At 53.1% G+C, this 12,162-nt stretch carries 11 protein-coding genes and 1 pseudogene; 4 read left to right on the top strand and 8 right to left on the bottom strand.

All coding sequences use genetic code 11. The features are described from left to right. Positions 1 to 138: 138 nt before the first annotated feature. Positions 139 to 1,074, top strand: coding sequence for a cation diffusion facilitator family transporter (locus K7H08_RS04820; protein WP_198348533.1), 936 nt, complete (start codon positions 139 to 141; stop codon positions 1,072 to 1,074). Positions 1,075 to 1,189: 115 nt separating this feature from the next. On the opposite strand, the gene K7H08_RS04815 is transcribed toward K7H08_RS04820, so the two are convergent. Beyond that, entirely contained in the window at positions 1,190 to 2,350 is a 1,161-nt protein-coding gene (locus K7H08_RS04815; protein WP_231657323.1) for an MFS transporter, read from the bottom strand. 136 nt (positions 2,351 to 2,486) lie between these two features. On the opposite strand from K7H08_RS04815, the gene K7H08_RS04810 reads away from it, so the two are divergent. Further along, positions 2,487 to 3,923 carry an aminotransferase-like domain-containing protein gene (locus K7H08_RS04810; RefSeq protein ID WP_231657322.1) on the top strand — a complete coding sequence of 479 codons (1,437 nt, stop codon included), beginning with the start codon at positions 2,487 to 2,489 and terminating at the stop codon, positions 3,921 to 3,923. On the opposite strand, the gene K7H08_RS04805 is transcribed toward K7H08_RS04810, so the two are convergent. Together K7H08_RS04805 and K7H08_RS04800 are read right to left on the bottom strand one after the other, a co-directional pair. Continuing rightward, positions 3,869 to 4,633 carry a metallophosphoesterase gene (locus tag K7H08_RS04805; RefSeq protein ID WP_231657321.1) on the bottom strand — a complete coding sequence of 255 codons (765 nt, stop codon included), beginning with the start codon at positions 4,631 to 4,633 and terminating at the stop codon, positions 3,869 to 3,871. The genes K7H08_RS04810 and K7H08_RS04805 overlap by 55 nt on opposite strands. Positions 4,634 to 4,667: 34 nt before the next feature. Beyond that, positions 4,668 to 5,495 (bottom strand): alpha/beta fold hydrolase, encoded by an 828-nt coding sequence (locus tag K7H08_RS04800; protein WP_231657320.1) that lies wholly within the window; start codon positions 5,493 to 5,495, stop codon positions 4,668 to 4,670. Positions 5,496 to 6,100: 605 nt separating this feature from the next. Between K7H08_RS04800 and K7H08_RS18385 the strand changes: the two genes are divergently transcribed. Next, positions 6,101 to 6,223 (top strand): hypothetical protein, encoded by a 123-nt coding sequence (locus K7H08_RS18385; protein ID WP_267900575.1) that lies wholly within the window; start codon positions 6,101 to 6,103, stop codon positions 6,221 to 6,223. A gap of 117 nt (positions 6,224 to 6,340) precedes the next feature. Here the strand turns inward: K7H08_RS18385 and speG are convergent, their stop codons facing one another. After that, entirely contained in the window at positions 6,341 to 6,865 is a 525-nt protein-coding gene (gene speG / locus K7H08_RS04795) for a spermidine N1-acetyltransferase (protein ID WP_038481953.1), read from the bottom strand. Between the two features lie 98 nt (positions 6,866 to 6,963). On the opposite strand from speG, the gene ltaE reads away from it, so the two are divergent. Further along, on the top strand, positions 6,964 to 7,971 hold the full coding sequence (gene ltaE / locus K7H08_RS04790; RefSeq protein WP_231657319.1) for a low-specificity L-threonine aldolase: 1,008 nt from the start codon (positions 6,964 to 6,966) through the stop codon (positions 7,969 to 7,971). A 16-nt stretch (positions 7,972 to 7,987) separates the two neighbouring features. Here ltaE and K7H08_RS04785 read toward each other — a convergent pair whose 3' ends face one another. The 4 genes and pseudogenes from K7H08_RS04785 to fhuB all read right to left on the bottom strand — a co-directional run bounded on the left by K7H08_RS04785 (position 7,988) and on the right by fhuB (position 12,142). Continuing rightward, complete coding sequence (locus K7H08_RS04785) at positions 7,988 to 8,599, bottom strand: LysE/ArgO family amino acid transporter (protein WP_038481947.1); 612 nt, start codon at positions 8,597 to 8,599, stop codon at positions 7,988 to 7,990. A 175-nt stretch (positions 8,600 to 8,774) separates the two neighbouring features. Beyond that, a pseudogene (locus tag K7H08_RS04780) lies at positions 8,775 to 9,274 on the bottom strand (multidrug ABC transporter permease/ATP-binding protein); the annotation flags it as partial. 91 nt (positions 9,275 to 9,365) lie between these two features. Further along, complete coding sequence (gene fhuF, locus K7H08_RS04775) at positions 9,366 to 10,145, bottom strand: siderophore-iron reductase FhuF (RefSeq protein ID WP_038481942.1); 780 nt, start codon at positions 10,143 to 10,145, stop codon at positions 9,366 to 9,368. Beyond that, a complete protein-coding gene (gene fhuB, locus K7H08_RS04770; RefSeq protein ID WP_231657318.1) occupies positions 10,142 to 12,142 on the bottom strand; it encodes a Fe(3+)-hydroxamate ABC transporter permease FhuB in 2,001 nt (666 codons plus the stop codon). Before fhuB ends, fhuF begins: the two co-directional genes overlap by 4 nt. Positions 12,143 to 12,162 lie beyond the last annotated feature (20 nt).

Here is a 12,162-nt window from a genome sequence, read left to right as displayed (position 1 = left end):
ACATCTCTCCTTGGGTGCTAAATCAGTGCATCAAAGACTATCTCCATAGCCTTAGAATAAACAAATCACTGACATTGCGACCACTGATATTGCTATGCTTGCCAGCCTCTTGGGTAGGTAATATTGGAGCAAACGTTCGTGAAAACAGAATCCAGCACCTTAGCGTTTTCTGCCTTTATGGCGCTGCTGATTGGGTGTGCAGGTATCACTGCGACACTGGCATCTAACTCCCAGGCTATTTTGCTGGATGGGTTATTTAACCTTATCTACTTTAGCGTAGCGCTGGTCACCATCAAGGTCAGTAAGCTAGCCAGCCGACCCGATAGCGAGTCCTACCCGTTTGGCTACAGCTACTTCGAGTCTTTAGTAAATCTATGCAAAGGTTTATTGATATTAGGCGTTTCCATCTTTGCGTTAGTAGACGCTATCGCTGCGCTACTGACAGGTGGGCGGGAGATCTCAGCGGGGCTTGCGGTTATCTACGCACTGTTTGCCACCGCCGCTTGCTCACTCACCGCTTGGGTAATGCACCGCAGTCAGTGCCATGTTAGTAGCCCGCTGGTGGCTGCAGACAAGCTTAACTGGCTGGTGAACAGCATTATTTCGGCTGCTGTGTTAGCAGCGTTCTGCTTGGTGATGCTGTTTGAGCGCTTAGACTGGCGGGGAATCGTACCTTATGTCGATTCACTTCTGGTGATGGCCGTGGTGTTGCTATGCCTTGGCGTACCGGTGCGTATGGCCTCCCAGGCTCTGCGCGAGCTGCTCAATAAAACGCCCGACGAAGCAATCGCCGAGCCAGTGCGCCAGGCGGTTGCTCGTGGTCTTGCAGATATCGACACCCAGGAAGTACGGGTTCGCATGGTACGCCCTGGCCGCCTGCTATATATCATGGTTCACGTGGTGCTACCCAAAGCGCTGCATGAGTCTACGCTTGCCCATCAAGATGCCCTACGCCAGCAAATTGATGAAGAAGTACGCCGCATTTACTCACCGGTCGTCTGTGATGTGGTCTTCACCGAAGATGATCGTTGGGCAGCGCCTTCATGCGGGCAGTTAGTGAAGAAACACGCTTAATCGCGCCATGCTAAAAAGCGATCCATAGCCCAGTGCCTTATCTGAGTGGGAACGTTGATCTCTGGGTGGGCATAGATATAGCGCGGCCAGCACGGCAGTCAGACACACAGCCACCCTAATCAATCAGCGAGGGTCGATACTCTCGTTGATTCTGGATAACTAACCGTAGTGTTGTGACAACTCCCCCAAGTAAGGCAACTCCAAACAGCGTTAATGCCGCGCTATGCCCTAGGGCATCTATAAGCACTCCCGTTGTGACCACAGGAATACTGAAACCAATGTAGGCCATTAGAAAATATCCAGCGCTCGCTTGGGTAGAAGATGGGCCAGCGACGGCTAACACGCCACTTAATCCGCCTAGGTAAATAAAGCCGTAACAGGCGCTGCTAGCCATGATCGTGCCTAGTAGTAATATGGGTAAGTGCCCCGCGATAGCTCCCCAAGCAATCAGCCCATAAGCCGGTGGCAGAATCGCAAGTCCCAATAACGTAGACCGATATGACGACAACTTTCTGGCCCAGGGTTGAAACAACACGCCACAGCTGCAAATACCGAAAACAGCGAAACCACTCCAAACGCTTAAACCATGCTGCTCTAATGCGGAAGGCAATATGGCAATCACCAACCCCACCGTGGCCCAGGCAATTAGAATCGCAAAGCCAAATCGAATAGCCCCTTTTGGGTAACTTGGCAAACGTAACATGCTGCCTTTCGGCCCACTAGGTATGCTTTTTCGCAACGTCAACACGCCTATTAATGCGAAAGCGCTAATGCATAGATATAACCACAAACTGGGGGGCGTTAAGCTAGGCGTAGTAACGATAAAAACGCTGGTCACCGCTGCCCCTAAACCGAACCCAAGCGCGCTGCTAATCGTGACGTAACTGGTAGAAGCTTGTTTATCATCGCCTTGCCATAATTGTTGCATATAGGCTGGCGCTACCGCAGATGCCAGCGCGGTCCCCACCCCAAGTAGAAAACGCGCCACGCCAAGCATTACGATGCCAGGCGCTATTAGCATAAGGCAAGTGGCCAGCATATTAAGCAGTAACGCAGTGACAATGATGGCTTTATAACCTACCCGCTCGGCCAAGCCATTAAGCCCCAGCAATACAGGCATCACCCCTGCTACGTAACAGGCAAAAGCAATTGTCGTGGCACCAACACCAACCCCGCCTTGCGCTGCCAACGCACCATATAGCGGTGCCTGCAAATTAACGGCCGTGGTGATCATACATAGCCCGAAAGCAAGGCGGGCTGCGCTGAACTGGTTCATGCATTAACTCACTTGAGATTGCTAAAAGAACCATAAAGCTCGCACGCTTATTCAAGCGGGGTAAGATACACTGGGCCGCTATTATTGAGGCACTGTTCCGATTTTTTAATGAACAGTTGATCCAGCAGGACTTTATATGAAGTTAAAAGTTGATCGGCATGCCAATACGCCTATTGCACAGCAACTTGAAGAGGCGATCAGCACTTGGATTAAACAAAACAAACCTGGTAATGGCAGCCGCCTCCCCTCAATTCGCTATTTAGCTGCGACACACCACGTTAGCCGCAATGCGGCCATTGAGGCTTATGAGCGTTTAATCGCGGCAGGGTTGGTCCGCTCAAAACCGGGGGCAGGATTTTTTGTTGCCGATAGTCCACCAAGTGAGCACCAAACAGTTTCCAGCCCACTGCAGGAAGTGACCAACGGGCTTTGGGGGCTTTTTAGTGCTGATGATACGGCCCTGCCCCTTGGATGTGGTTGGTTACCCAGCCATTGGCGGGAGAGCGATGATTTAACCTATGCGATCCGCCAAGTTGCGCGTATGAATCGCGCGGACATTTTTGAATACAGTACCCCCCAAGGCCCCACGGCGTTACGGCACTTAATACAAGAGCGACTTCGGCTTTTAGCGATCTCGACAAATCATCAGCAAATTGTCACCACCAGCGGCAGCAGTCATTCGCTAGATTTATTGGTACGCTTGCTTCTCGAACCCGGAGACGTTGTCTTCGTGGAATCACCAGGCTATTACAACTTATTTGGCCTGCTACATCTGCAACGTGTTCGTGTTATCGGCGTGCCTCGCTTAGCCGACGGTCCTGACCTTGAACGCTTAGAAGAATTACTTGCAGAGCATCGGCCGACACTTTTTTATACCAACAGCGTTTTTCAAAACCCCACAGGGGGAACGCTAACGCCCACCATTGCGCATCGCTTATTACAATTAGCCGAGCAGTACGATTTCAAACTGATAGAAGATGATATATACGCAGACTTTCAACATACGCCAAGTGCTCGCTTAGCTGCGTTAGATGGCCTTAGCCGGGTTATTTACTTGGGCAGTTTTTCAAAAAGCCTCTCCTCTTCGCTGCGCGTTGGTTATATCGCGGCGCCTTCGTCAATGGTGCAACGCATTGTCGATATCAAAATGCTAACCAGCATTTCTTCTTCACGCTTTGCAGAGCAAGTCATTACCACCATGCTTCAAAACGGTAGCTACCGAAAGCTGACGGAGCGATTAAGTGCTAGGCTTTCCAACCACATGTCTAGGGCACTTGCGATGCTCAAACGTGCCAATTGGGATGTTTATACCGAGCCTACCGGCGGGATGTTTGTGTGGGCAAAGCCACCGGCAGCGATAACATCTGAAAGATTGAGTGAACTGGCTGATGACTGGAAAGTTACCCTGTCGCCTGGACATTTATTCTTTGCCGATCATCAGCCAACACCCTGGCGGCGACTCAACGTTGCTTATATGCAGGATCCAAGAGCGAAAGGGTTTATTGATTCAATGACCTATCAATCAACTTCAACCACCAAGCTCGGCTCAAATAACGCTGGAGTGAACTCATAGGGATAACCACCTGGATTAGCGATGACACGCGTGCCGTTATATAAAGTATCGACGGGCTCATGGACATGGCCATGCACCCATAGGTTCATCTTGCCCATCAATTGAGGTAGGTGGGAGGCAAAGGCTGGGGACAATGCATCGCCAAGATACTGTTCAGGAATGCAGCTGTGTAAAGGCGCGTGATGGCTAATAACAATGCGGGGCCCATCAAAGGGTTGCTCAAGCTCATTACTAAGCCAAGCAAGTGCTTCAACGTGTAATGCTTGGCTAGCTTGAGGGGTAAAGACCTGACCTGGAGCTGTTGTCACGATGCTAAAATCGGGCATATAGCGCAGTGCTTTAGCGCCGGTCTCTGCTGGGTTGTGCGTTGGGTCATCGGCATAGAGCGCAAAATCAGTCCATAACGTGGTGCCATAAAAACGCACTCCCCCGATAGTCACCGCTCGATTATCCAGCAACTCAATATTGTAGCGCTTGGCTTCGATGGCGAGCTCTTCACGGAGTAGCGGCATGCAGGCATCGTAAAATTCATGGTTTCCCGGCACATATAAAATAGGCATTTCTGGAAACCGCTGTCTGGCCCAAGCAAGCCCTTCCGTTTTCTGATGAATATCGCCCGCCAAAATGACGATATCGGCCTCAACTTCTGGCAATTCGCGGTCTCCATCAAAAAACTCCAAATGAAGGTCGGATAAAATTCGCAAGCGCATAGTATTCCTCACTTTTCCCTGTGTAACGGTCGTTTTATGGCGTAAGCCGCTCAATAAACTCTCTAACATAGTGAACCACCACGGCTTCCACTTCACGGTGGGGCACATGCCCAACGCCCGGCAGTATTTCACTGTGTGCTGAACCACGTGTATAGCGAGCGATACATTCAGGTTGGCGGTGCGAACCATATTCATCGTTTTCACCATGAAGCACTAGCGTGGGGCAGTGAACGCGGTTAAGGGCGGGAATAAGCGACCAGTGTTCAAATGCTGGATGTAACCACGTGTCTATCCAGCCATTCAGTACCCAACGAGCTTTATCACCGTGATACTTTTCTAATTTGGCAAATTGTTCCGGCATTTGAAAGGCGGCCCGTGCCTCTTCAATACCTTGTCGCGTACGCGGCTCATTTAACGCCTGCGCTGCAATGGTAATCACTCCTTGGCACTGCTCTACATACTGCCCTGCACAGTGCACAGCCATACAACCGCCGACGCTATGTCCCAGCACAATAAAATGCGTCAACTGAAACGCGTTCTGAAGTGCCGCAAAGCTAGTAGAGGGTTCATCGTCGATAAAGCTCAGCAGTGGCGGCGCCAGGCACGCATCGGAGCGCCCAAACCCGAGACGGTCATAAGCAATCACTCGTCGTTGGGTCGCCGCACATAGTGCTGCGGGAAAGCTACGCCATAAATCCACACAACCTAACGAGTCATGGAGCAGGACAATAGGCACGTCCGAGCACAAATGAGATGTTTCCCAAGCACGAGTAAACAGGCGACCACGTGGAGTTGCTACCCAGCGGTCTTGGAAGATAGGTTCAGGATTGAGGGTGTCAGAATCGGGAGTTGTTGGCGCCATGATATAACTCGTTGTTTTATTGATTAGTTATAGGTATGTCATCAGCATACCATTCTAGGTACATAAGATTGTGCACCGCTTATTTTGTTAACAATGGTTAAAATGCTGCACCGCAACAAAAATAACCTATACTCTAGGTGTGTCCCAATAGGAGGACCACCTTATGATCTCTACATTCGGATTATCGACACAAGATGACGAGGTACTTACTTTTTGGCACCGTCAAGCCCATTGGCAGCATGCTGCTAATGAAGCATTAGCGGCCTATTTCGGCTAAAAGAAGTATTTTTTATCGCCATCTCTCCCCTATAGACGAAAAGATAACGACACAAGCCGACTTTTTTAGTCGGCTTTTTTATATTATGAAAATCTTTTCCATTCAATGATGTAGGTGATCAGCTATTGATTTTGTAAGCCATTTCTTACACGTCATGGCACTTTTCCTACATCTTTAGGACTAGCTTTAAGGGCTGAAATGCGCATAGACTTTAACCCGCAGCTAACTTGCTGCGTCGCACAAAGCAAACTATGTATAACTAAACTAGGGTCACTAGAGCCCAGGATGGCTGAACCGTCCCTCAACCTCTGAATTAGGAGTACTCGCCATGTCATCTTTCGCTGCTCAAGGTCAGACAGTAGAAGTGGATGTGATGCAGGTTTGGGCTAACCGTGCCCAACAGCAACGCGCAGCCTTTGACGCCATCGCTGCTTATATGAGCCAGCAGTAAGTAACAACGCCTCAGCCCTTGGATAGTTTTCAGCCTGAGGCGTTGTCGTTCTGATCAATATTTCATCACAACACCTTTATGCAGCATTGGATTTGGCGACCATTCACGGCTTATTTATTAAGCCAACTGCGCTAAGTAAGTGTCCTGCAAGATATACATTCGCTTCACATCGCGGTATTTGCCGTTGATGAAAAACTCTTCAACCAAATGCCCCTCCTCTATGAAGCCGCTCTCCTCGTAGAGATGAATCGCTTTGACGTTTTCCACCGCCACAATCAGATATATTTTGTGTAGGTTTAAAATCGTGAACGAGTAGTGCAGCGCTTGACGGATCAATGACCGGGCAAATCCTTTGCCCTGGTGATCTGGCGTGATAATGATCTGAAATTCACCGCTGCGGTGAATGTAGTCGATTTCAATCAGCTCGACTAAACCAATGGCATGCCCATCGCTGTCCTCTGCCACAAAGCGCCGCTCGGCGTTGTCATGAATATGTTTGTTATAAAGCTCCTCCAGCTCATCAAATGATTCGTAAGGCTCTTCAAACCAATACGACATGATGCTCTGGTTATTATTTAGCTCGTGAACAAAGCGCAGATCGTTGCGTTCCAGGGCACGGAGCTTTAGATCGGTGGCGAGCATGACTCTGTCCTTTCTCTACGTATTGAGGTTTCGCTTTTCGCGCTTATTAGACATGCAGTATGCTCGAAAAGAGTTTTTTGTCATCACAGGAGTTTCGCATGATTGACCTACGCAGTGACACGGTGACTCGGCCTTCCCCCGCCATGAAAGAGGCCATGATGGCTGCTCCAGTGGGCGATGATGTATGGGGTGATGACCCAACGGTCAATACGTTTCAGGAAAAGCTAGCTGAGCAGGCAGGCAAGGAAGCGGCGCTGCTATTTCCAAGCGGCACACAAAGCAACCTAGTGGCGCTAATGGCCCACTGCGAACGCGGCGATGAATACATTGTGGGGCAGTCAGCCCATACTTATCGCTATGAAGGCGGTGGCGCAGCGGTGTTAGGCAGCATTCAACCGCAGCCAATTGAAAATGCCGCCGATGGCAGCCTGCCGTTAGAGAAAATAAGCGCAGCTATCAAAGCCGACGACTTCCACTTTGCGCGCACTAAGCTGCTAGCGCTAGAAAACACTATTGGCGGCAAAGTGCTAAGCGCAGACTACGTAATCCAAGCCACCAACCTGGCCCGCGAACGGGGATTGGCAACGCACTTAGACGGTGCGCGGCTGTTTAATGCCGCGGTAGCTACGGACACCTCACTGAAGCAACTCTGCTTGCCGTTTGATAGCGTGTCGCTGTGCTTTTCGAAAGGCCTGGGCGCTCCCATCGGCTCTGCCTTAGTGGGCTCGCAAGCCTTGATCGACCGCGCACGGCGCTGGCGTAAAATGGTTGGTGGTGGCATGCGCCAATCAGGCATTATCGCCGCCGCCTGCCAGTATGCTCTGGAGCACAATGTCGCTGACTTAGCCGACGACCACCGTCGTGCAGCAAGCTTGGCGGAAGGCTTAGCGAAACTGCCTGGCGTTGAGATTACCGCTCAGGCAACCAATATGGTGTTCGCGCACTTTCCCGACGAACACGTAAAGCCGCTCTCTGCTTGGCTGAAAGAGCATGACATTTTGATTGAGCTACTTTATGCCACGCGTTTTGTTGTCCACCGTGATATTGATGATGCCGATATAGATAAAGTAATCGCCGTTATGCAGAGCTACTTCAGCCGTCTCTAGTCAGCCTTGAGACCTGTCAGAGCAACGTAGACCCCAGCGCTAAGTGTATGGCGATGACCGCCATCATCAGGCCAATTAGCCCATCAATGGTACGCCACGCTACCGGGCGGGAAAGCCAAGGCGAAAGCGCGGCACCGCCCCACGCCAGCAGGCTGAACCAAAGAACAGAGGCAGTCGATGCACCTGCAACGAACACACCAGCACTCTCCTGCTGAGCACCAATGGCAGGAATTAACAATAGCGTGTCCAGATACACTTGAGGGTTCAATACCGTAACGGCCAAGGTCGCCAACAGTACTCCACGCAAGCTGCGCGCTTTTACGCTACCGGCCTCCAATCCTGCGCGCCCACTAACAGCCCGCAGTAATGCCTGTGCAGCCAACCAGCTTAAAAACGCTACGCCTACCCAGCGCATGGCTTCCATCGCGTTAGGCATTGTCAGTAAAAACGCGCTAGCACCAAACATACCAGCGGTTAGCAAGATAATATCCGCGCTCATACACAGCCCCGCCGACCACCAGTGATGTTCACGACGCACCGCCAACCCCAGCACATAGGCATTTTGCGCCCCGATAGCCATGATGATACCGCCAGATACTACCAAGCCCGTTAAGTAACTTTCCCACATTGCCCTGCCCCCAGTACCAGAATTAGCATCGCTTTAAAGAATCGTGGCACTAAGATAGCGGGCAACCTTAATAACTAAAAATCATCCTGCTAATGGGGCATTAGTTTTGCTTATATAGAAACCGTATTGATGGTTTGGGAAATGACGCAGAGTGATCGTACGGTGTATTAGTTAGCTACCCAGTCACCCTCGCCACCGCATCGCGGCTGGCCGCTTCTCGCTGTTCGCCGGTGAGTTCAACTAGTTGCCCACCGCGCATTTCCAGCAGACGATCGGCTTGTCAAAGTAGTGGTCATCATGGCTAAGCACTACCAGCGACTTACCCAGCGCTCGTAGCTGCGGCAGTAGCTCGCGGCAAAACACCCGGCGGAACTGAGGGTCTTGATCGGCGGCCCACTCGTCCAGCAGCAATAGGTCGCGCTGTTCAGCGACCGCCAACAACATCGCCAGGGTGGGTTCCCCGCTGCCGTTACCGCCAATTAGAAACACCACCTCGCCGCGCTTTAAGGTCACAATGGCAAAGCTTGGCCGTGCCTCTTCAGCGGGGTAACGATAGCAGACCTATTCCAGTGCTAGCACCTGCCAGTCTTGGCGCTGTGTGTCACTATCAAAGATATCGCGGTGTTCTGCTAGATCGAGCACGCTGACTTTCTCGAACGCCACTCGATCACCGACTGGTAATCCGCGTAGAAACGACCCTGTATGTCTCGGAGTTTGGCCATATGCCGATAGACCCAGGCCACCAAACGCATGCCAATTAAAAAAGCTAGCGTTGGCGTTTGGCCGGCTTATTCTCGGGTTTCAGCGGGCAACCGCCACACAGCGGCTCGCCGGGTAGCCGATATTTGATACAGCATAACCGCCGCACTCGAGCAGGCGTTTCACCGCCCAGCTCCAGATAACGCACCGGTTGATAAAGCGGGTTACGACGCCCATCGGGGAGCGTCTTGGTGGCGAGATAATCCAGCAGCGGCTCACCCGCGCCAGTGAAGTCTGGATGCCGCGAGCAGGTCTTGCCCACGAACTCCACGTAGTGACCAAGGTTGCTCCAGAACACTTTGGCAGAAAGCCCGGAGACCTCGGCCAGCGCTTCGATAAGCGACGCGCAGTGGTCATCGAATAGGCCGCTAAAGCGTGACTGGAACGCTTTTGAGGCCAACGGCACGCCACCATGCGGCAGCCAGATGCGCGCCGTCTGACCGTGATCACCTAACGCCAGCCGCAGCTCACCCCCGCCGACCGGCAGCTCATAGCCCAACAGCAGGTTGGCCACCAGCGTCGGAATCGCCACACTGCTGAAATGAAATTTCGACCAGATTGAAGCGGCCGCCAGAAAGTCGGCGTCGTCACCGTGGTATCGGCGGTAACGCGAAAGCTGAGCGCCTAGCACCTTATGATCCAGCAGTTCAGAAGCTGCCAGCGTCGGTATATTAGGCCGACCAAACGCAGGTGCCTTTAAGTTATCCAACGGCGGCTGGCGGTAGAGCGCCAACAAAGCATCTGCTGGATTCGTCGCTACCGGTAGCACGCTCGCCGCTTCGCTCATAGCCGCCGCAGCCCCCACATAAAGTAGGCACCGCCAATCAAAGAGGCGACCAAGCCCGCGGGCATCTCATAAGGGAAGATAATCTGACGACCTACCCAATCCGCCAACACCATTAATAACATGCCGATCAACGCAGCACCCAGCAGGTGCTGCCCTGCCCGAGAGAAGCCGACCAAGCGCGCCATATGTGGCGCCAGCAGACCAATAAACGACAGCGGCCCCACCACCAGGGTGGCGCAGGCGGTTAGCAGTGCCACCAGTAACAGCAATGCCAAACGGGCACGGTTGAGGGTTACCCCAAGCGCCTTGGCCGTCGGTGCGCCTAAGGGCAAAATATCCAACCAGCGAGTAAAGGGCAGCGTGACCAGTGCCAATACCGCGGCAATGCCGCCGACAACAATGGCATTGGTGACATCCACGTAATAGGTAGAGCCCGCCAGCCAAGCGATCACCTGCTGGCCCCGAGGATCGCCACCCGCCAGCATAACGCTACGCACCGCATCAAACAGGGCGCTGACGGCTACCCCAGTAAGCAGCAAGCGCTCGGGGAGATAGCCGCTCTTGCGGTTGATGCCCACCAACACCAGCAGCGTTGCAAAAGCCCCCAGGGTCCCCACACCAATCAGCATCATATTGGTGGGCGCGGGCAGTAAGAAGATCCCCAAAATTAGCGCAATGGCACAGCCACCGCTGATACCCAATACCTCGGGGCTAGCCATAGGGTTGGCGGAAAGGCGCTGAAGAATCGTCCCGGCAATTGCCAGCATTAGCCCACTCGCCGCTGCCGCCATTACCCGCGGCATGCGCCACTGCATCACGTTCCAGTTATCCGGCGACAGTAAGTACCAGCCATCGACACCCTGCCCCACCAGCAAGCCAAGCAATGTGGCGCCCAGTAGTGCGAGGAGTAAACCAGTCGCCAAACGGGCAGGCGAAGGATGGCGATGAGCAAAAACACCCGCCCCTTTCGGCGGCTGATCGCCCTGTAGTTTCAGGCGCGGAATCAGCCACATTAACAGCGGTGCCCCCAGGGCACCGGTAATCGCCCCAGTAGGGATAAAGGCAGCCACCATGCCACCGAAATGCTGTAGCAGCAGGTCAGTGGTGGCCAACAACACAGCCCCTAGTAACGTCGACCAAAGCAGCCGTGGCCCTAAGCGCCGCGCACCAGCCATGCGCACAATATTAGGCGCTGCCAAACCGATAAAGCCGATGATACCCACCACGCTAACAATGCTACCGGTAATAAATACTGCCAGCCCCATCCCCGCAAAACGCAGATAGGTCAGCGAGACCCCCAGGCTTTTAGCACTGGCATCGTCCAATTCCAGCACCGCCAAAGGGCGTAGTAGAAACCAGGCTGCCACGCAGCTAATCGCCAGCCGTGGCCAGAGAACCGCCACGCCATCCCAACCGTTTTGCGCCAGCGAACCCGCGCCCCAAATCAGCAGTCCTGAAAGCGCCTCGTGGTTAAACAGCAGCAGCGCTGTAGAAAGCGCCCCTAAGTACAGATTAACCACCAAGCCCGCCAGCACCACAACGATCGGCGCCAACCCTCGCCGCCACGAGAGCAGGAAAACTAACCCAACCGCCAGCGCTCCACCCGCTAAGGCAACCCATTCACGGCCCACTACCAATAGCCCTGGGGCCATAAGAGTGGCGGTCATCAACGCCAGGTTAGCGCCCGATGCCACCCCTAGGGTGGTGGGCGAGGCCAACGGGTTGCGCAGCACTTGTTGCATCAGTACACCCGCCAACCCCAAGCCGCCCCCAGCTAGCAGCGCGATCGAGAGACGCGGCCACCATGCATAGTGAAGCAACAACTCGTCGACGTTTTCAAAGGAGGGCGCCACTAACGCCTGCACCCCCAGCATAAAACCGCCCTGTCCCTGCAGCCCCACCCAAAACAGCACCACCATCGGCAAGCTAAGCAGCAGGCAAGCTTTTGCAGGCGACATCCCCCCCATTCGCTGGGTCAATTGCGCAGCGCTTAGCATAGCGAACAACCTCTTGTCAT

Origin of the sequence: Halomonas sp. IOP_6, from assembly GCF_021151565.1 — a bacterium.
Lineage (GTDB): Bacteria > Pseudomonadota > Gammaproteobacteria > Pseudomonadales > Halomonadaceae > Vreelandella > Vreelandella alkaliphila.
This window is presented reverse-complemented; position numbering and strand designations above follow the sequence as displayed.